Source organism: Roseateles sp. P5_E4 (assembly GCF_054049255.1).
Window position 1 is genome coordinate 76,654 of record NZ_JBFUMS010000014.1, and the last position, 20,083, is coordinate 96,736.

Below are 20,083 nucleotides of genomic sequence, written 5' to 3' on the forward strand. Positions count from 1 at the left end.
CAGGTGCGGAGTGGCGCCTGCCACCCTGCCGTCGAGATGTGTCAGCCGAGCCGTACCGGCACAAAGATCTGCTGGCCGTCACGCGCCACCAGCAAGGCCACCGAGGCCGGCTTGCCCTTCAGCGCGTCGCGCACCTGCTCCACGCTCTGCACCGGCTTGCCGTTCAGCGCCAGCAGCACGTCGCCGGGCTGCACGCCTGCCAGCTGGGCCGGGCCGGTCACGCCTTCGATCAGCAGGCCATGGTCCAGCCCCGAGCCGCGCAGCTCCTGGCGCTCCAGCGGACGCAGCGCCAGGCCCAGCGAGCCGCCCTGGGGCGTGGCATTGGCTTCCTGCGTGTCCTTGTCGGCGCGGCCCAGGCTGACGGTCTCGCTGACGCGGGACTTGTCGCGCCACAGCTCCAGCTTGAGCTTGTCGCCGGGGCGGGCCAGGCCGACGCGGCTGGAAACGTCGCCCGCCACGCGCACCGGCTCGCCGTCGATGGCCGTGATGACGTCACCCGCCTTCAGCCCGGCCTTGGCGGCGGCGCTTTCAGGCTGCACGCTGGACACCAGGGCGCCATCGGGTGCGCCCAGGCCGAAGGACGAGGCCAGCGGCGCCGACAGGTCCTGCAGCGTGACGCCCAGTCGCGCATGCTCGACCTTGCCGTGGGCAACGATCTGGTCCTTGACCTTCAGCGCCACGTCCACCGGGATGGAGAAGGCCAGGCCCTGGAAGCCGCCGCTCTGCGAGAAGATCTGCGCGTTGACGCCGACGACACGGCCGGCCGCGTCGAACAGCGGGCCGCCCGAGTTGCCCGGGTTCACGGCCGCGTCGGTCTGGATGAAGGGCACGACGCTGTCGCCGGGCAGCGAGCGACCCTTGGCGCTGACGATGCCCTGCGTGGCCGTCTGCTCGAAGCCATAGGGCGCGCCGATGGCCAGCACATAGTCGCCGACCTGCACCTGCTTGGGGTCGCCCAGCTGCACGGTGGGCAGGCCCTTGGCGTCGAGCTTGAGCACGGCGATGTCGGTGGCCGGGTCGCTGCCCAGCACCTTGGCCGAGAACTCCCGGCGGTCGCTGAGCTTGACGGTGACCTGCTTGGCGTCGCGCACGACGTGGGCGTTGGTCAGCACGACACCGTCGCTGCTGATGATGAAACCGGAGCCCTGGCCGCGGAAGGGCTGCGGCCCCTGCTGCGGCATGCGCAGCCCGGGAATGCCGCGGAAGAAGCGGAAGAAGGGGTCATCGTCACCCCGCGCGACGGGGCCTTCGTCGCCGTCGTCATTGCCCACCTTGTGCAGGCCGGCCACGGTGATGCCGACCACGGCAGGGCCCTGGGTCTGCACGATGGCGCGGTAGTTGGGCAACTGGGCGGGGGGAAGGGCCACGGCGGGTGCCGGTGTGGTGGCCGCAGCGAGGGCCACGGTGGTCGGGGCGGCGCCGCCGGGCGTCGCGTCGGTGGCCGCTGCGGCGGGCGCCTTGTGAAACCCGGGCAAGGTCCAGCCCGAAGCCGTGGTGGTCAGCGTCACACCGGCAGCCAGCAGCGCAGCGGCCGCGGCAGTCACCGTCATCTTGGCGGTCTGGGTCATCGAGAACTCTCCTCTAGGGGCGGGCTGCGGCGCAGCCGTTGCCGTGGACTCTAGGGAGGGGAGGTGAGGGCTCGATGAGGGGAAGGTGAGGTGAAAGTTAAGGCGACGTGGGGCGTGGAGTCTGCGGTGGCGGCTTCAGGCTGGCTGCTGCCGCTCGGATTCATCAGTCGTGGGGCAGCAATGTGCCCAAAGCGGAAACTCGCCGAAACACCGCAACAGGCGGAAGCTGTCCTTCGCATCGAAGCCCGCCCTAACCACTGCCTCGGACACACGACCGCTGGCTCAGAGATGCGGTGAAGCGATTGAGGCTGTTCAACGCGTCGCGAACCGCAAATTCGGATCCCGCAGCGGCCTCCAGCCGCATCTCAGACGTACCCATCTCCGAGTTCCCAGGAGTTGGCGCCGCGCCATCCATCAGTTGCTCAGCGAAAACCGCATCGTCAGCTGCGCTATGTGCTTGACCAGCCCCCGGTAGCGCACTCTGGCGTTCGATCCGAACGGGAAGGCCGGGCGCGTCATCGAGTCGGCGCCGGGACTGGAAGGCGCAGGAATGCACCGCAACGGCGCCATATCAATCGCGCTCCGCGTCATCGTGGTGCATTTGTCACCGTTGCGGTACGTCCCGCTGTTGATCTTCGGCTGTTCCTGTGGCTTTTCATATGGCACGGACGTTGCGTAAGTTCCGTCGGGGGGCGGCATCGCGCTGCACCTAATGGCTGGCTAGGGTTCCGGTCCGCAGATGCGGATGTCTGGTCCGAGAGCTGGCGACCTCCAGACGAGGTTACACGGCGGGACAAAAGCCCGGGAGAACGGCGAACGCACTTCGGTGGCGTGGCGCTGCTCCCCGCCGTCAAACCCTCTGGAGTGACTTCATGATCCTGCGACGTCTCGTCTTCGCCCTCTGCCTGGGCTCCGCAAGTCTGTTTGGTTCGGTGGCCCACGCGGCGACCAAGCAGTCGTTCAGTGTGTGCTGGACCATCTATGCCGGCTGGATGCCCTGGGAGTACGCCCAGACGCAAGGCATCGTCGACAAGTGGGCCAAGAAGTACGGCATCCAGGTCAAGGTCGTCCAGCTCAACGACTACGTCGAGTCGATCAACCAATACACGGCGGGCAAGTTCGACGGCTGCACCATGACCAACATGGACGCGCTGACCATCCCTGCGGCCGGCGGCGTCGACAGCACCGCGCTGATCCCGGGCAGCTATTCCAGCGGCAACGACGGCATCGTGCTGAAGGGCAAGGGCAAGACGCTCAAGGACATCAAGGGCCTGAACGTCAATCTCGTGCAGTTCTCGGTCTCGCACTACCTGCTGGCGCGGGGGCTGGAGACGGTCGGCCTGCGCGAGCGCGACGTCAAGGTCGTCAACACCTCCGATGCTGACATCGCCGGCGCGTTTGCGAGCCCGTCGGCCCAGGCCGTCGTCACCTGGAACCCCCAGCTGTCCACCGTCGCCGCCACGCCCGGCGCGACCGCGGTGTTTGACTCCAGCAAGATCCCCGGCGAGATCCTGGACCTGATGGTGGTCAACACCGCCACGCTGAAGGACAACCCGGCGCTGGGCAAGGTGCTGGTGGGTGCGTGGTTCGAGGTGATGGCGCAGATGAAGGCCAAGAACACGGCGGCGCTGACGCACATGGCCAAGGCCTCGGGCACCACCCTGGACGACTACACGAAGCAGCTCGCCACGACCGCGCTGCAATTCACGCCGGCCGACGCGGTGAAGCTGGCCAGCGGCCCGCAGCTGCCCGAGACGATGAAGCGCGTCGCGAAGTTCTCGTTCGAAAAGGGTCTGCTGGGCCAGGGTGCACGCAACGCCGACGCGATCGGTGTGGCCTTCCCTAACGGCGTCGTCAACGGCAACGCGAAGAACGTGAAGCTGCGCTTCGACGACAGCTTCCTGCGCCTGGCGGCCGACGGCAAGCTCTGACCCCGTTCCCCAACCAGGGCTCACCATGCGCTTCATCAACCGGGTTCCGAACCGCGGCGTACGGCTGCTGCTCGCCATGCTGCCGCTCGTGCTGCTGCTGGTCCTCTATGCGGCGGGCTCCTCGGTCCGCCTGAGCGAGAACCCGGACGACAAGCTGCTGCCCAGCTTCGCCCAGATGGTCGACGCCATGCGCCACATGGCTTTCGAGCAGGACGAGCGCACCGGGGACTACCTGATGTTGTCGGACACGCTCGTGAGCCTGCAGCGCCTGGGCCTGGGCCTCGGGCTGGCGGCGCTCGTCGGTCTGTGCCTGGGCGTCGCCGCCGGCGTCTTTCCGCTGCTGGGCGCGCCGCTGTCGCCGCTGCTGGCCGTGGTCTCGGTGATCCCGCCGCTGGCCATCCTGCCCATCCTGTTCATCGTCTTCGGCCTCGACGAGCTGTCCAAGGTGATGCTGATCGCGATCGGCGTGGCGCCCCTGCTAGCGCGCGACCTCGAGCAGCGCGCCCGGGAGATCCCGCACGAGGTGATGGTCAAGGCGCAGACGCTGGGCGCCAACAGCTGGACCATCGTGCTGCGCGTCGTACTGCCGCCGCTGTTCTCGCGCCTGCTGGTGTCGCTGCGGCTGATGCTGGGAGCTGCCTGGCTGTTCCTGATCTCGGCCGAGGCGATCTCCGCGACGGCAGGCCTGGGCTACCGGATCTTCCTGCTGCGGCGCTATATGGCGATGGACGTGATCCTTCCCTACGTCGTCTGGATCACGCTGCTCGCATGGCTGACAGACGCGGCACTCAAGCATCTGAATCGCTGGTGGTTCCCGTGGTCGGAAGGAGCCAAGGCATGAGCTACATCACGGTGAAGAACGTCTGGCAGAGCTACGGCGACCATGTGGTGCTGGAGCGGCTGAATCTCTCCGTGGAAGAAGGCGAGTTCTGCACGCTGGTCGGTGCGTCGGGCTGCGGCAAGTCCACCTTCCTGCGGCTGCTGCTCGGCCAGGAGCGGCCGACCAAGGGCCAGTTGCTGCTGCAAGGCCAGCCGCTGCCCGCTGAACCCGACGCGACCCGGGGCGTGGTCTTCCAGCGCTACTCGGTGCTTCCCCATCTCGACGCGCTGGACAACGTGGCCATCGCGCTGGAGCTGCCGCGCGCGAAGTGGACCGGCCGCCTGTTCGGCCGCGCCAAGCGGGAGGCGCGCCGCGAGGCCGGCGAGATGCTGGAGCGCGTGGGCCTCGGGCATGCCTTGCATCGTTATCCGAGCCAGCTGTCCGGCGGCATGCAGCAGCGGCTCGCGATCGCGCAGGCGCTGATCGCCCGGCCGCGGGTACTGCTGCTCGATGAGCCCTTCGGCGCGCTGGACCCGGGCATCCGCAAGGACATGCATGTGCTGCTGCACGATCTCTGGCGCGAGACGCGGCTGACGGTGTTCATGGTCACGCACGACCTCTCCGAAGGCTTCCACCTCGGCACGCGCCTGCTCGTGTTCGACAAGACGCGCATCGACCCCCACGCGCCGCAGGCCTACGGCGCACGAATCACCTACGACATCCCGTTGAACCAGGACCGCCTGGCCGACGCAGGGGCCGCCGCCGCACTGCGCGCGCACGGCGTTCCCGCGCCGTTGCCGGTGCCATCCAAGGAGTGACATGAGCTCGCAATCCCTCACCCTCGAGACGCCGCTGCGCGAGGAGACCGTCCCTGGCGGCGGCCACCTATCCTTCGTGCTCAAGCGCGGCCAGTTGCTGCGCATCACCGACGTCGAAGGCGGCGCCAACGCCGCCCTCATGCTGCTGAACGCGCAGCAGCCCAGCGACCGCTTCAACCTGCCCGACACCCTCAAGGGCCAGCACACCGCGCGGCTCACCGCCGGCCACTGCCTGGTCTCGGACATGGGCCGGGTGCTGGCCGCGATCACGGCCGACACCTGCGGCTGGCATGACCCGTTCGGCGGCCTGCTCAACGCCGACGAGGTGCGCGAAAAGTACGGCGCCGGCCGCTACCAGGAGCTGCGCAACGGCTTCTACCGCAACGGCCACGACAACCTGCTGGTGGAGATGGGCAAGTGGAACCTGGACCTCCAGGACCTGCTGATGGTGGTCAACCTTTTCAGCAAGGTCGTCGTCGCTGCCGACGGGGCGTTCGCGTTCGTCCCGGGCAACTCGAAGGCGGGCGACTACATCGAGCTGTTCGCACCCATGGACACGCTGGTGTTCCTGACCGCGCTGCAACACCCCATGGACCCGGCGCCGCACTATGCCCCGCGCCCGCTGCAGCTGAGCTGGAAGCTGGCGCACGGCGACGCGCTGAGCGTCGGTTGCCGCACGTCGCGCCCAGAGAACGCGCGCGCCTTCCGCAACACCGAGCTGTTCAACCTCTGAGGAACGCGTCATGTCCCTGACGACCAGCGAACTTCGTCCCGAATTGGCCGTCTCGCGCCACGTCATCCCCGCCGGCGAACCCTATCTGTGCGAAGTGCGCCGCGGCCAGACCGTGCGCCTGCTCGACCTCGAAGGCAACCAGGCGATCGACACCCTGTTCTACAGCGTGGCCAACCCGCGCGAGCGCTATGACGCGCAGCGCACGCTGCGCCGCCAGAACCGCGCCTACCTGACGACGGGCAGCGTGCTGTATTCCAACCTCGGCAACCCCTTGCTGACCATCGTGGCCGACACCTGCGGCCGCCATGACACCCTCGGCGGCGCCTGTGCGCAGGAGAGCAATGTCGTGCGCTATGCGTTCGAGAAGCGCTATATGCACAGCTGCCGCGACAACTTCATGTGCGCCTGCCTTCGCGACGGCCGCCTGAAGAAGGCGGACATCGGCGCCAACATCAACTTCTTCATGAACGTGCCGGTCACGCCCGAAGGCGGGCTGACCTTCGAGGACGGCATCTCGGCGCCCGGCAAGTACGTGGAGCTGCGCGCCGAGATGGACGTGATCGTGCTGATCTCCAACTGCCCGCAGCTGAACAACCCCTGCAACGGCTGGAACCCCACGCCCGCGGAGGTGCTGGTATGGGACTGACCTTGCGCAAGCTGCTGCACGCGGTGCGGTCCATCGCCTTTCACCTGGCGCAGCTGCGCGCCGGCATCAAGCCTGAACCGAGGGCGAAGCGCCCCTGAAGAGGCTCGGCCCTGGCCGCCGCCTCCCGCCGTGGACGACCCCGGCGCGACCCCTCAACGCGGGACGGCCCGCGCGTCGAGATTGACAACATGTTCGACAAGCTCCTCATTGCCAACCGCGGTGCGATCGCCTGCCGTGTGCTGCGCACACTGCGCCAGATGGGCGTGCAAGGCGTCTCGGTCTACTCCGACGTCGACGCCGCCAGCCTGCATGTGCAGCAGGCCGACGAGGCGATCAGCCTCGGCGACGGGCCGGCCGCGCAGACCTACCTCGTCGTCGACAGGATCCTGGACGCCGCGCGTCGCAGCGGCGCGCAGGCCATCCATCCGGGCTACGGTTTCCTGTCCGAGAACGCCGCGTTCGCCGAGGCCTGCGAGGCCGCCGGCATCGCCTTTGTCGGTCCGACGCCCCGGCAACTGCGCGTCTTCGGCCTCAAGCACACGGCCCGCGCGCTGGCGCGTGAGCAGGGCGTGCCCATGCTGGAAGGCACCGAGCTGCTCGAGAACGTCGAGGCCGCGCTCGAAGCCGGCGCCCAGGTCGGCTATCCGGTCATGCTGAAGAGCACCGCGGGCGGCGGCGGCATCGGCATGCGCGTCTGCCACTCCGCGCAGGATCTCGCCGAGGCCTTCGAGACGGTGCGCCGCCTCGGCCAGAACAACTTCAGCGACGCCGGTGTCTTCATCGAGAAGTACATCCAGCGCGCCCGTCATCTGGAGGTCCAGGTGTTCGGCGACGGCCGCGGCGAGGTCGTCGCGCTCGGCGTGCGCGACTGCTCGGTGCAGCGTCGCAACCAGAAGGTGCTGGAGGAGACGCCGGCGCCCAACTTGCCGGCCGGCATGGCGGACGAGCTCTGCGCCGCCGCCATCAAGCTGGCCAAGGCCGTGAGCTACCGCAGCGCCGGGACGGTGGAATTCGTCTACGACAGCGAGGCCGGCCGCTTCTACTTTCTGGAGGTCAACACGCGCTTGCAAGTCGAGCACGGCGTGACGGAGCAGGTGTGGGGCGTGGACCTGGTTCGCTGGATGATCGAGCTCGCGGCCGGCGACCTGCCGCCGCTGGCGGATCTGGTGCGCGGCCTGAAGCCCGTCGGCCATGCCATCCAGTCGCGGCTCTACGCGGAAGACCCGGGCCGCGACTTCCAGCCCAGCCCGGGCCTGCTCACGGCCGTGTCCTTCCCGCCAGCGGACGGGCGGGCCGTGCGCATCGACACCTGGGTGGAGGCCGGCTGCGAGATTCCGCCCTACTTCGATCCGATGATCGCCAAGCTGATCGCCTGGGCGCCGACCCGCGACGAGGCGCGCCTCGGCCTGGACGCGGCGCTGGCGGGCACCGTGCTGTACGGCGTGGAGACCAACCGCGACTACCTGCGCCAGATCCTGGCCGACGCGCCGTTCGCCAGCGGTTCGCCGTGGACGCGTTGCCTGGAAGGCCTGGCCTACCGCGCCCACACGCTCGAGATCGTGTCGTCCGGCACGCAGACCACGGTGCAGGACTTCCCCGGCCGCCAGGGCTACTGGGCCGTCGGCGTGCCGCCGTCGGGCCCCATGGACGACCGTGCGCTGCGCCTGGGCAACCGCCTGCTGGGCAACCCTGAAGGCGCGGCCGGGCTCGAGATCACGATGACCGGCCCGACGATCCGCTTCCATGCTGACGCCGTGGTTGCGGTGACCGGCGCCGACATCCCGGTGCGCATCGACGGCATCGCCCAACCCCTGCACACCGCGTTGCTCGTCGCGGCCGGCAGCGTGCTGGCCATTGGCACCATCGCCGGCGCCGGAGCGCGCAGTTATCTGGCGGTGCGCGGCGGCCTGCAGGTGCCCGACTACCTGGGCAGCAAGAGCACCTTCACGCTGGGCCAGTTCGGCGGCCACACTGGCCGGGCGCTGCGCGCGGGCGATGTGCTGCATGTGGCACCGCTGGCCGACCGGGCCTGCGGCCAGGCACTCGCCGCCGGCCTGTGCACCTCGCTCGGCGCCGTGCGCGAGCTGCGCGTGATCTACGGCCCGCATGGCGCGCCGGAGTACGTCACGCCGGGCTACGTCGACATCTTCTTCGCCACCGACTGGGAAGTGCACTTCAACTCGAGCCGCACCGGCGTGCGGCTGATCGGGCCGAAGCCGGAGTGGGTGCGGGACAGCGGCGGCGAGGCCGGCCTGCATCCGTCCAACATCCACGACAACCCGTATGCGATCGGCGCGGTCGACTTCACCGGCGACATGCCCGTGATCCTCGGACCCGATGGCCCGAGCCTGGGCGGCTTCGTGTGCCTGGTGACGGTCATCGAGGCCGACCTATGGCAGCTCGGCCAGCTCAAGGCGGGCGAAAAGGTCCGCTTCGTTCCGGTCGACATGCCGACCGCCCGCGCGCTCGCCGACGCGCGCGAGCAGGAGTCGACGACGCTGGCAGCAGCGCCGGTGAGCTGGCACCCGAGCGCGCCGGCGTCACCCGTCGTGCTGGACCTCGGCAGCGGCGACAAGCGCCTGGTCGCGCGCTTGTCCGGCGACACCCACCTGCTGCTGGAAATCGGCGCGCCGGAGCTGGACCTGGTGCTGCGCTTCCGTGGCCACGCGTTGATGCAGGCGCTTCAGGCGCGCGCACTGGACGGCGTGGTCGACCTCACACCTGGCATCCGCTCGCTTCAGGTTCACTACCGCCCACGCACGCTGCCGCTGGAGGCGCTGCTGACGGTGATCGCCGACCTGTGGGACGGCGTCTGCGCGGCCGACGACCTGAGCGTGCCGTCCCGCGTCGTGTACCTGCCGCTGAGCTGGGACGACCCGGCCTGCCAGCTGGCGATCCAGAAGTACATGACCACGGTGCGCAAGGACGCGCCCTGGTGCCCGAGCAACCTCGAGTTCATTCGCCGCATCAACGAGCTCCCCGATCTCGACGCCGTGCAGCGGACTGTGTTCGACGCGAGCTACCTCGTGATGGGCCTTGGCGACGTCTACCTCGGTGCACCCGTGGCCACGCCGCTGGATCCCCGGCACCGGCTGGTGACCACCAAGTACAACCCCGCGCGCACGTGGACGGCGGAGAACTCGGTGGGCATCGGCGGCGCCTACATGTGCATCTACGGCATGGAGGGCCCCGGCGGCTATCAGTTCGTCGGTCGCACGCTGCAGATGTGGAGCCGCTACAAGGACGTCGCCGCCTTCAACGGCAAGCCCTGGCTGCTGCGCTTCTTCGACCAGGTGCGCTTCTACCCGGTCAGCGCCGACGAACTGTTGCGCATCCGGCGCGACTTCCCGCTCGGCCGCTATCCGCTGCGCATCGAGGAGACCCGGCTGAACCTGGCCGACTACCAGGCCTTCCTCCAGCGCGAGGCCGCGTCCATCGAGGCCTTCCGTTCCCACCAGCGCGCCGCCTTCGATGCCGAGCGCCAGCGCTGGGTCGACTCGGGCCAGGCCCATTTCGAAAGCGAGGAGGCGGCTGTCGCCGACGCGGACGAAGCGCCTTTGCCTGCGGGCATGCGCGCCGTGGAAAGCCAGCTCGCCGGCAACCTCTGGCAGGTGCAGGTCGAAGTGGGCCAGCGCGTCGCGACCGGCGACGTGCTCGTCGTGCTCGAGTCCATGAAGATGGAAATCTCCCTGGGCGCGCCATGCGATGGCGTGGTGCGAGAGATCCGCGTGCAGCCCGGCTCGCCGGTGCGCGCGGGGCAGTGCGTCGTCGTCGTCGAAGAACAGGCTTGAGGAGGACGCCATGGGCATCAACCTGAACATCACGGCGCTGACCGAGGCCTATCGCAATGGAGCGGTGGCCCCACGGGCCGTCATCGCCGAGGTCGTCGCCAGGGCCAGGGCGCTGAACCCCGAGTTCAAGCTCTTCATCCACGTGCTGTCGGACGCGGAACTGAGCCCCTACCTGGCCGCGCTTGACGGCCGCTCGCCGGCGGACCTGCCGCTGTACGGCCTGCCGTTCGCGATCAAAGACAACATCGACCTCGCCGGCGTCCCCACCACCGCCGCCTGCCCCGAGTTTGCTTACGTGCCGCAACGCAGCGCGACGCTGGTGGAGCGCCTGATCGCGCTCGGCGCCGTGCCGGTGGGCAAGGCCAACCTCGACCAGTTCGCTACCGGCCTGAACGGCACCCGCTCGCCCTACGGTGCCTGCCGCAACAGCGTGCATCCTGACTACCCATCCGGCGGCTCCAGCGCAGGCTCCGCGCTGGCTGTAGCACTCGGCGTGGCCAGCTTCGCGCTCGGCACCGACACGGCCGGCAGCGGGCGCGTGCCTGCGGCCTTGAACAACCTCGTGGGCCTCAAGGCGACCAAGGGACTGCTGTCCACGGCGGGCGTCGTTCCGGCCTGCCGCACGCTCGACTGCACGACCTTCTTCACCGCCACCGCGGCCGAGGCGAGCCGGCTGCTCGCGCTGACGGCGGGGCTGGACGAGCGCGACGAGTACAGCCGCGCCAATCCGTCGTGGAACGGCGCCGACGCCTTCGGCCGGCCACGCGCGGGCTTCCGCTTCGGCGTGCCGCGCCAGCTCGAGTTCCTGGGCTGCGCCGAGAGCCCGCGGCTTTTCGAGGCCACCGTGGCGCGGCTCGAAGGCCTGGGCGGGCAGCGCGTCGACATCGACTTTTCGCCCTTCCTTGAGGCCGCGCGCCTGCTCTACGAAGGGCCATGGGTGGCCGAGCGCTACGCCGTCGTCGGCCCGTTGATCGAGGCCAAGCCCGACGCCGTGCTGCCCGTCATCCGCGACGTGCTGCGCAAGGCCCCGGCCTGCACCGCGGTGGAGGCCTTCCGCTCGCAATACCGGCTGCAGCAGCTCAAGGCGCAATGCGACCGCCTCCTCGCGGACCTCGACTGCGTGCTGACGCCGGCCTATCCGCGCCCCGTCACGCTCGCCGAGCTGTGCGAGCAACCCGTGCAACGCAACGCCGACCTCGGCTGGTACACCAACTTCATGAACCTGCTGGACTACGCGGCCGTGGCCGTGCCGGCGGGCTTCATGGCCAACGGCCTGCCCTGGGGCGTGACGGTCTTCGGTCGCGCCTTCACCGACCAATGGCTGCTGGGCCTGGCCGACGGCCTGCAGCGCGCCACCGCGCTGCCGCTGGTGGGCGACCGCGCGTTCGAGACGGCGGCGCCGGCCGCCGTCGCACGCAACGACCGCTCGCGCGTCGTCGTCTGCGGAGCCCATCTGGACGGCCTGGCGCTGAACTGGCAGTTGAGGGCGCGCGGCGGCCGGCTGCTGGAGGCCACGCAGACCGCGCCGCGCTATCGCCTGCACGCGCTGGCGGGCGGTGCAGTGCGCCGGCCGGGCCTCGAGCGCGTCGCCACGGCCGGTGCGCCCATCGCCGTCGAGGTCTGGGAGCTGCCGAGCGCGGAACTCGGATCCTTCCTCGATGCCATTCCCGCGCCACTGGGCTTGGGCAAGGTCGAACTCGCGGACGGAGGCTGGGTGACCGGCTTCATCTGCGAGGGCGAGGGCCTGGCCGGGGCCGAGGACATCACGCACTTCGGCGGCTGGCGCGCCTACATCGCCAGCACCTAGCCACCTGTTCCTGATTTCCCATCGCAACCACGGAGAACCTTGATGAACCCGACCTTTCGCCCCGCCCTAGTCCTCGCCGCCGCCCTGGCCGCCAACGCCGCCTGGGCCGACGGGCCTGCGCCGGAACCCGAAAACACGCTGGCCTGGAACATCGGCGCTGTCAGCGATTACCGCGTTCGCGGCATCGCGCAGACAAGCTTCAAGCCCGCGCTGCAGGGCGGCCTCGACTTCACGCACAAGAGCGGCTTCTATCTGGGCAGCTTCGCCTCCAACGTCCGCTGGCTGAAGGACCTCAACGGTGCCACCAAGGGCAATGTGGAGGTCGACGTCTACGGCGGCTTGCGCGGCACGCCGGCCGACGGCTGGAGCTATGACGTCGGCGTGATCCGCTACGAATACGTCGGCAACAACTCGGGCGATGCCGGCACCCCTGGCGCCGGCCTGTTCACGAACGCGTCCACCACCGAGGCCTACATCAACGTCGGCTTCAAGATGTTCAACCTCAAGTACAACCGCAGCTTCGGCGACTTCCTTGGCAACCCGAGCAGCTCGGGCAGCCAGTACTTCGACCTGAACGCCACCTTCCCCGTGGCCGACGGCCTGAACCTGACGCCGCACGTGGGCCGCCAGACCATCCCCAACCAGGGCGCCACGGGCAATGCAGGCGACTACACCGACTGGTCGCTGTCGCTGGCCAAGGACTTCGGCAACGGCCTGGTCGCGACGCTGAGCGTCGGCGGCACCAACGCCGCCAAGGGCGCAGGCAACTTCTATCGCGACATGAAGGGGCACGACCTGGGCCGCGCCTACGGGCTGGTGGGCGTGAAGTACTCCTTCTGAGAACCTGGACGCTCATGGCCACCCGGGCACCTCCCGGGTGGCGCGCGGCGACGCAACGCGAAAGCTTGAGATGAACCCATCCGTCCATCCGATTCACTTCCGGCCTCAGGCTGTGGCGCCGGTCGGCACTGCCTGCGGGCATCCGAGCACCGACAGGTGGAGCGTCGATGCAATCGAGGCGCTGCTCGACCAGCCCTTGAACGACCTGATCCTGCAGGCGCAGACGGTGCACCGCCAGCACTTCGAGCCCAACCAGGTGGAACTGGCGACGCTGCTGTCGATCAAGACCGGCGGCTGCCCCGAGGACTGCGGCTACTGCCCGCAGTCTGTGCACCACGACACCGGCGTAGACGCCACCAAGCTGATGGACGTCGCTGCCGTCGCTGCGGTGGCGAGAACCGCGAAGGCGCACGGTGCGACGCGCTTCTGCATGGGCGCTGCCTGGCGCGCGCCGAAGGACCGCGACATCGAGGCGGTATCGGCCATCGTGCGGGAGGTGAAGGCGCTTGGCCTGCAGGCCTGCTGCACGCTGGGCATGCTGTCCGAGCCCCAGGCTCAGGCGCTCAAGGACGCCGGCCTGGACTACTACAACCACAACCTTGACACGGCCCCCGAGGCCTACGGCCGCATCATCTCGACGCGCGACTACCAGGATCGCCTGGACACCCTGGGCCGCGTCCGCAACGCAGGCATCAACGTCTGCAGCGGCGGCATCGTCGGCATGGGCGAGACGCGGCGCGAGCGTGCGGGCCTGGTTGCCCAGCTGGCCAATCTCGACCCCTACCCGGAGTCGGTGCCGATCAACGACCTCGTGCGTGTCCAAGGCACGCCGATGGCCGACCAACCCCCGCTCGATCCCCTGGAGTTCGTCCGCATGATCGCCGTCGCGCGCATCACCATGCCCAAGGCACGCGTGCGGCTATCAGCTGGCCGCCAGCAGATGAGCGAGGCGGTCCAGGCGCTGTGCTTTCTCGCCGGCGCGAACTCGGTGTTCTACGGCGAGAAGCTGTTGACCACAGGCAATCCCGACGTCGAAAGGGATAGAACTCTCTTCGCCAAGCTCGGCCTATGCATTGCCAAGCCGGCGGGAACCGAGCACCCGGCGGCGGCGGCCTGATCTCTTTCCGGGCTTTGCGCACTCGGCTGCAGAAGACTCCCAGGCGTCACGGTCGCCTGTCCGGCGTTCAGGGCCGCAGATGCTGGCCACCCCTAGACACCGACGTACCCGTCGGTGCCGAGCGGCCTCTGGCATTTGTGCGACGCCACGCTGTGCTTCTGTGCCTTCCAGAACCTCGTCAAAAATGCTTGCGAGGCCGCGCCCAAAGGCAGCAAGGGCTCAGTGCGCCTGTACGACGAGACGCCGCACGGGGTCGAGATCGAAAACAAGGGCACCGTGCCCGAGTAAATCCGCGCCGCCTCTTCGACAAGTTTGTCGCTGCCGGCAAGCCCGGCGGCAGCGGCCTTGGCACGTACTCTGCACGCCTGCTTATCAAGGCCCGAAGCGGCGATATCGCTTTGGCTACCGCCGATGAAACGGGAACGACGCGACTCACCGTGGAGCGGCCAAGAGCGGCCGACTGATGCCCCGTGAAGGACCGCTTTCGCTGGCGTTGCCGTCCTCCGTCGTAGAGCTTGACCTTCGGCTTTGGGCACATTGCTGCCCTACGCACGCCGGCCGCGAGCGTCGGCAACCGCTGCGAAGCAGTAGTCCGCCGAACTTTGGCATCAGGCTGAGCTGAGTCATTCACATGCCAATGCAGCAGCGACAGCAGCCGTCCGGACCGGTCGTTGAGCGCTGCTGGCACCGATCGGCAGCTTCGCCCATAGCAGCAGTCGCTTGACCACGGTCCTCGAAAGTCAATCGGTTGAAGCGAACCTTCCCCGCTTCGAGCCATGGTTCGGGTCGTAGACGCCCCAAGCCCAATCTCCAAACCGGGTGTGTCGGTAGTCTTCGTAGGCGCGTCGGATTTCGTCTAGCGTGGTCATCACGAACGGCCCGTGCTGCACGACTGGTTCTTCAATCGAGCGGCCTTGGAGCAGCAGTACCTCGGTTTCCTTGGACCCATTTACAAGCTCGACCACGGCGGAGCAGTCGACCTCGATAGCAGAACGCGCGTCGACGCACTCACCGTCGATGGTCAGCGTGGAGCCCTTGAAGAAGAGGAGCTGCCTGCGCGTGCCACTACCCAAGGCAGGCGGTAGCTGCCACCTCGCACCCGGCGCCATCTTCAACGTCCACACGGCCAAGTCCGAACTAGGGTCTGACGCCCATGACCTTGAAGGCGGTGACGGCGGCTGTTGCATGTGCACTCCGTGCAAGGCGCCGACGATGCATGTGACGTCGACGCCGGCTTCAACATGCCTCGGGATGTCCTCGGCCCAGAACATCTTGAAGCTGGGCTCAGCCATCTTGTCGCGCGCCGGCAGGTTCAGCCATATCTGAAACAGCTCCAGCGTGTTCGGCTCGAGGGGGTCCAGCAAAGGGAACATCTCCGCATGCACGACACCACGCCCCGCAGTCAGCCACTGCACATCGCCCGCGCCATACCGGGCTGTGGCGCCCAGTGAGTCCGAGTGGTCGACCACGCCCTGGCGGACGATGGTGATGGTCTCGAAGCCGCGATGCGGGTGGGCAGGGAAGCCTGGCACCGTCTGCCCGAAGTACATGCGCCAGGGCTTTCCGGCACCTGTATCGGCAGGTGGTGGCTCAACCGGTCCCAAGTCGGCGTTCCCAGGTGGATAGTGGTCGAGGTGATAGGCGCAGACGAGAAACGGGTCGATGGTTTCCCAGGGGGTGCCGAGCCGGGCGACGCTGATGATGGAACGGGGCATGAACAATCCGAAGAGAGCAGTGGGTGAGCCACCCGTGGGCGGCAGTCAGCTCAGCTTGATGAGGTTCTGCAGGATCAGCGGCCCGCCCATACCGATCAGCAGCCCGCCCTCGTTCGCCTTGCCCAGAGGGACCGGCGCGAAGCCCAGGTCCGCGACCAGCTTGGCCATCGCCGCCTCAGCGCCGGCGTCGTTGCTCGACACGAACATGACACGCCGACCACCGTTGACCGCAGGGTCTTGCGCGAGCAGCTTGGCCGGCAGCTGGTTCAGCGTCTTGACGACCTTCGCACCCGGGAAGGCGGCAGCCACCACGTCAGTGGAAGCCTGCCCCTTCAACTCTTCCGGCGAGATGCCGTAGGTGTTCATCGCGTCGACAACGACCTTGCCAGACCAGTTCGGGAGGGCACCGCCGACCGCCGCGTGAGCTCGGAACGGCACAGCCAGGATGACGACGTCGGCCGCAAGAGCGTCCTGCAACGCGACGGGAACCACCTTGTCGCCAAGTTCAGCGGCAAGCGATGCAATGGACTCGGGGCCGCGCGTGTTGGCGATCCGAACGGAAATGCCGCTGCGGGCGAAGTGACGGGCCAGGGCGGTGCCGACGTTGCCGGAACCGATGATGGAGTAGGAGGTCATGATGATTCTTTCGATGGGGGTTTGAGATTTGCGAAGCGCGTGCCCTTTAGGCCGCAATCGCCTCGATGTCTTGCAAGGCCTTGGCAATAGCGGCGTCCTTGGCTTGCGGCCCGAACGCGATGCCTTCGGCGCGCACGACCTTCACGTCGGTCACACCGAGGAAGGCCAGCAGGCCGATGAGGTAGCTTTCCTGGTGCTCGAGCGCGGCAGCCGGGCTGCCGGCCGAGTAGACGCCGCCCCGCGCCGATGCGATGAAGGCCTTCTTGCCCTTGAGCAGCCCTTGCGGCCCGGTCGCGGTGTACTGGAAGGTCTTGCCGGCCACGGCGACGCGGTCGATCCAGGCCTTGAGCGGCGTCGGAATCGACAGGTTGTACATGGGTGCGCCGATGACGAGGACGTCTGCGGCGAGCAGTTCGTCCATGTAGGCGTTGCCCTTGACCAGGTCGGCGTTGATGGTGGCGTCGTCGCTGGTAGCACCCATGCGCGCGGCCATATGAGCGCCGGTGAGGTGCAAGGCGGGGTCGGCTGCAAGGTCCCGATAGGTCACCCGGATGTCCAGGTGAAGCGCCTTTTGGCGGGCGACGATTTCAGCAGTCAGCTGGCGGCTGACGGACGCGGCGCCGAGGGCGCTGGAGTCAAGATGAAGGAGTTGCATGTTGGGTCTCGAAGTGGGTGGGGGTGGTTCGCAGCGGGCTTACTGCTTGACGGCTTCGACCTGCACGGCGAGCTTCACGGTGTCGGGGATGCCATAGTTGATGCCCCAGCCGATGCCCCATTGGCTGCGCTGAATCGTGGTCTCGAAGTCGCCGCCGCACACCTCGCGCTTGAGGATGGGGTTCGTGTAGCAGTTGAAGTTGGAGGCCTTCAGCACGACGGGGAGGGTCTTGCCCAGCAGCGTGAGTTGCCCCGCGACTTCGCTGACCTTGTCGCCGTTGAAGCTGAACGTGCTGGCGGCGAACTTGGCCGTCGGGAACGCGGCGGCGTTGAGGAAGTTGTCGCTCTGCAGGTGCTGGTCGAACGCGGCCGTGCCGGTGCTGATGGAGCCGGTCTCGAGCGTCAGTTCGACCTTGCCGGTCTTGGCCGCCTTGTCGAGTTGAACGGTTCCTTCCTTCTTGTCGAACCGACCGCGGTTGGTCGACGTTCCGAAGTGGGTGACCTCGAAGGTCACGTAGGTGTGCGTGGGGTCGATGCTGTAGGTTGCGACTTCCGCGTGAGCAGTGCCGACGAGTGCGGTGGCGGCGGCCAGTGCGGCCGCGATGAGGGTCTTGCGCATGGGACGGGTCCTTTGAGGGTGGCTTGCAGGAACTGGGGCTAAAACAGAGATGGGTCCCTGCTGCCTCCTATCCTTTGCAGCGATGACTGCATGGGAACGAATGATGGAGACCGGCTTCCATTCTGAGAAGCCGGTATATTGAGATTCGATCCATCTGTTTAAGAGATGGAAGGAGTCTCAATTGCTCGACGGCGTTTCCTTGGACCAGCTCAGGACGTTCATCGCCGCGGTGGACGAGGGCAGCTTTTCCGCCGCCGCACGCAAGCTCAACCGCGTGCAGTCAGCGGTGAGCGGCTGGGTCAGCGGGTTGGAGCAGCAAATCGGCGTGGTGCTCTTCGACCGCTCAGGCCGGTTTCCGAAGCTCACCGCGGAGGGTGTGCTTCTGCTGGCCGACGCCCGCAACATCGTGTCTGGTGTGGACACGCTGAAGGCCCGAGCCAAGCTGATGGCGGCAGGCCAGGAGACCGAGCTCTCGGTGGTGGTTGACGTGTTCTTCCCCACTGCGCTCGTCAGCGCTGCCGCAAAGGCATTTGCGAGCCAATTCCCTCTTACGCCGTTGCGCCTGTTCGTGGAGGGCCTGGGAGCGGCTTACCAGCCCGTGCTGGATGGGCGGTGCAGTTTGGGCATTCTCTCGACCTTGCCGGCTGTGACGTTCCCGTCGCTGGTGAGCGAGCGCTTGGGCGAATTGCCCCTGGTATCGGTCGCCGCGGCGAACCATCCGCTCGCGGCATGGGCAGATCGGATTCCCCGGAGCGAGCTGGCGAAGCACGTCCAGCTGGTGCTCACCGACCGATCAGACCTGATGGCAGGACGCGACTACGGCGTGGTGTCGCCGTCGACCTGGCGCCTAGCCGATCTGTCGACCAAGTACGCCTTCCTGAAGGACTGCGTCGGCTGGGGCGGCATGCCACTGCACATGGTCGAGAAGGACATCGCTGACGGCACCCTGGTTGTCCTCGATGTGGACGACATGCCGCGGACGGGCTTCATGTTGACCATGTCCGCGTATCACCCGGCTTCCGAACCGCCCGGGCCCGCGGGCAGGTGGTTCATTGACCACTTGAAACAGTCCTGGGAGTCCTTGCGGGAACTGCCCTGATGCCTTCGGCAGGAAGGCTCTTTCAGGGATACCCAGATGACGCTTGAGCGATCGGACGGTTGCTTGCAGCTTCCGCTGCAGAGATGTCGGGGTGAGGTGCGTGTGGCGCACCCTCGCCGCTCGAAAGCAGTCGTTGCTGCCATGTCGACAGATGACTCGACGACTGCTTCCTGTCCAAGACCGTGAACCCGGCGACCTGCCGCGGATGACGGCACTCGCTGCAAAGCGGGCGCCAGCTCCTTAGTCCTGAGCCGCACGCCCTTGGCGTCGGTCAGGACTTCGCAAACCGCCTGCGGTACTCCGCCAGGCTGACCCCCAACCGCCGCGCAAACGCCCGCCTGAAGCCATCCGCATTCGCATACCCCACCGCATCCGCCAGCCGCTTGGCCGGCAGGTCCGACTCCTCGGCCAGGCGGCGGGCGGCGTCGATGCGGGCATGGTCGACAAAGGCCGCGGGTGTGGTGCCGGCCTCGCTGCGGAAGGTGCGTGCAAAGCTGCGCTCGCTCATGCCGGCGCGCGCGGCCAGCGCGGGCACTGAAAGGTCGGCCTTCAGGTGGGCCAGCACATAGTCCTGCACGTCGCGCACGCTGGATCGCTCGGACGTCTGCGCGGCCAGGTGGGCGCTGAACTGGCTCTGGCCGCCGGGCCGCTTGAGGAACATCACCAGCTCGCGTGCCACGCGCAGCGCGAGGTCGCGGCCGTGGTCTTCCTCCACCATCGCGAGCGCGAGGTCCATGCCCGCGGTCACGCCGGCGGAAGTGAACAGCTTGCCGTCCTTCACGTAGATGGCGTCCGCCTCGACGCAGGCCTCGGGGTAGGCGGCCGCCAGGCGTGCCGCGGCGTTCCAGTGGGTCGCGACGCGCTTGCCGTCGAGCAGACCCGTGGCCGCCAGCACGAAGGCGCCGGTGCAGACTGAGCCGTAGCGCCGCACCGTGCGCGACTGGCGCCGCAGCCAGTCCCGCAATGGCCCGTCGCTCGCCATGTCTTCGATGGTGGGGCTGCCAGCCACGAGCAGGGTGTCGATGCGCCCGCGATGCGTCGCCACCGTCGCATCCACGGCCAGGCGCAGGCCGCTGCTGCTGGTGAGCAGGCCGGCCTCGCTGGAGATCAGCTGTACCTGGTAGGCCCTGGGGTCCTTGAGCTGGCGCGAGGCTTCGACGAAGACGTCGGCAGGCCCGGCGACGTCGAGCAGCTGGAAGCGGGGGAAGGCAAGGATGGCGACGCGCATGGCGGGGATGGCAGAGAAGGTCCGATGACTGGCAGAGAACGTCGCACGTTGGCGAAGACGG

The 20,083-nt window shown here is 68.0% G+C and carries 17 protein-coding genes and 1 riboswitch; of the genes, 11 read left to right on the top strand and 6 right to left on the bottom strand.

Annotated features, from left to right (window positions below):
• Positions 1–41 precede the first annotated feature (41 nt).
• Complete coding sequence (locus ACXJLH_RS24175; protein ID WP_457446790.1) at positions 42–1,568, bottom strand: Do family serine endopeptidase; 1,527 nt, start codon at positions 1,566–1,568, stop codon at positions 42–44.
• A 709-nt stretch (positions 1,569–2,277) separates the two neighbouring features.
• Positions 2,278–2,378, top strand: a riboswitch (guanidine-I (ykkC/yxkD leader).
• A 62-nt stretch (positions 2,379–2,440) separates the two neighbouring features.
• Here ACXJLH_RS24175 and ACXJLH_RS24180 point away from each other — a divergent pair.
• From ACXJLH_RS24180 to ACXJLH_RS24225, 10 genes are all read left to right on the top strand, one after another.
• Complete coding sequence (locus ACXJLH_RS24180) at positions 2,441–3,499, top strand: putative urea ABC transporter substrate-binding protein (RefSeq protein ID WP_457446791.1); 1,059 nt, start codon at positions 2,441–2,443, stop codon at positions 3,497–3,499.
• Between the two features lie 25 nt (positions 3,500–3,524).
• Complete coding sequence (locus ACXJLH_RS24185) at positions 3,525–4,340, top strand: ABC transporter permease (protein ID WP_457446793.1); 816 nt, start codon at positions 3,525–3,527, stop codon at positions 4,338–4,340.
• Complete coding sequence (locus tag ACXJLH_RS24190) at positions 4,337–5,137, top strand: ABC transporter ATP-binding protein (protein ID WP_457446795.1); 801 nt, start codon at positions 4,337–4,339, stop codon at positions 5,135–5,137. Before ACXJLH_RS24185 ends, ACXJLH_RS24190 begins: the two co-directional genes overlap by 4 nt.
• A gap of 1 nt (position 5,138) precedes the next feature.
• Complete coding sequence (locus ACXJLH_RS24195; protein ID WP_457446797.1) at positions 5,139–5,870, top strand: urea amidolyase associated protein UAAP1; 732 nt, start codon at positions 5,139–5,141, stop codon at positions 5,868–5,870.
• Positions 5,871–5,880: 10 nt separating this feature from the next.
• Positions 5,881–6,516 (top strand): urea amidolyase associated protein UAAP2, encoded by a 636-nt coding sequence (locus tag ACXJLH_RS24200; protein WP_457446799.1) that lies wholly within the window; start codon positions 5,881–5,883, stop codon positions 6,514–6,516.
• A gap of 188 nt (positions 6,517–6,704) precedes the next feature.
• A complete protein-coding gene (gene uca, locus ACXJLH_RS24205; RefSeq protein WP_457446801.1) occupies positions 6,705–10,307 on the top strand; it encodes an urea carboxylase in 3,603 nt (1,200 codons plus the stop codon).
• A gap of 10 nt (positions 10,308–10,317) precedes the next feature.
• The gene (gene atzF / locus ACXJLH_RS24210) at positions 10,318–12,114 is read left to right on the top strand and encodes an allophanate hydrolase (protein WP_457446803.1); all 1,797 of its coding nucleotides are present in this window, start codon (positions 10,318–10,320) and stop codon (positions 12,112–12,114) included.
• A 42-nt stretch (positions 12,115–12,156) separates the two neighbouring features.
• On the top strand, positions 12,157–12,954 hold the full coding sequence (locus tag ACXJLH_RS24215; protein WP_457446805.1) for a TorF family putative porin: 798 nt from the start codon (positions 12,157–12,159) through the stop codon (positions 12,952–12,954).
• A 70-nt stretch (positions 12,955–13,024) separates the two neighbouring features.
• Positions 13,025–14,071: a biotin synthase BioB gene (bioB, locus tag ACXJLH_RS24220; RefSeq protein WP_457446807.1), complete on the top strand. Its 1,047-nt coding sequence runs from the start codon at positions 13,025–13,027 to the stop codon at positions 14,069–14,071.
• 114 nt (positions 14,072–14,185) lie between these two features.
• Positions 14,186–14,359 carry an ATP-binding protein gene (locus tag ACXJLH_RS24225; RefSeq protein WP_457446809.1) on the top strand — a complete coding sequence of 58 codons (174 nt, stop codon included), beginning with the start codon at positions 14,186–14,188 and terminating at the stop codon, positions 14,357–14,359.
• Positions 14,360–14,811: 452 nt separating this feature from the next.
• Here the strand turns inward: ACXJLH_RS24225 and ACXJLH_RS24230 are convergent, their stop codons facing one another.
• Genes ACXJLH_RS24230 through ACXJLH_RS24245 form a run of 4 tightly spaced genes read right to left on the bottom strand, consistent with a single transcriptional unit; the run spans position 14,812 to position 17,695 of the window.
• Entirely contained in the window at positions 14,812–15,786 is a 975-nt protein-coding gene (locus ACXJLH_RS24230) for a pirin family protein (RefSeq protein WP_457446811.1), read from the bottom strand.
• Between the two features lie 45 nt (positions 15,787–15,831).
• Positions 15,832–16,422, bottom strand: a complete 591-nt coding sequence (locus ACXJLH_RS24235; protein ID WP_457446813.1) for an NADPH-dependent F420 reductase — start codon at positions 16,420–16,422, stop codon at positions 15,832–15,834.
• Positions 16,423–16,468: 46 nt separating this feature from the next.
• On the bottom strand, positions 16,469–17,077 hold the full coding sequence (locus ACXJLH_RS24240; protein ID WP_056205446.1) for an FMN-dependent NADH-azoreductase: 609 nt from the start codon (positions 17,075–17,077) through the stop codon (positions 16,469–16,471).
• Positions 17,078–17,116: 39 nt separating this feature from the next.
• Positions 17,117–17,695, bottom strand: a complete 579-nt coding sequence (locus ACXJLH_RS24245) for a YceI family protein (RefSeq protein WP_056205444.1) — start codon at positions 17,693–17,695, stop codon at positions 17,117–17,119.
• A gap of 181 nt (positions 17,696–17,876) precedes the next feature.
• Here ACXJLH_RS24245 and ACXJLH_RS24250 point away from each other — a divergent pair, with 181 nt between their 5' ends.
• Entirely contained in the window at positions 17,877–18,794 is a 918-nt protein-coding gene (locus ACXJLH_RS24250; protein ID WP_057295916.1) for a LysR family transcriptional regulator, read from the top strand.
• Positions 18,795–19,065: 271 nt separating this feature from the next.
• On the opposite strand, the gene ACXJLH_RS24255 is transcribed toward ACXJLH_RS24250, so the two are convergent.
• Entirely contained in the window at positions 19,066–20,022 is a 957-nt protein-coding gene (locus ACXJLH_RS24255; RefSeq protein WP_457322705.1) for a GlxA family transcriptional regulator, read from the bottom strand.
• Positions 20,023–20,083: the final 61 nt, after the last annotated feature.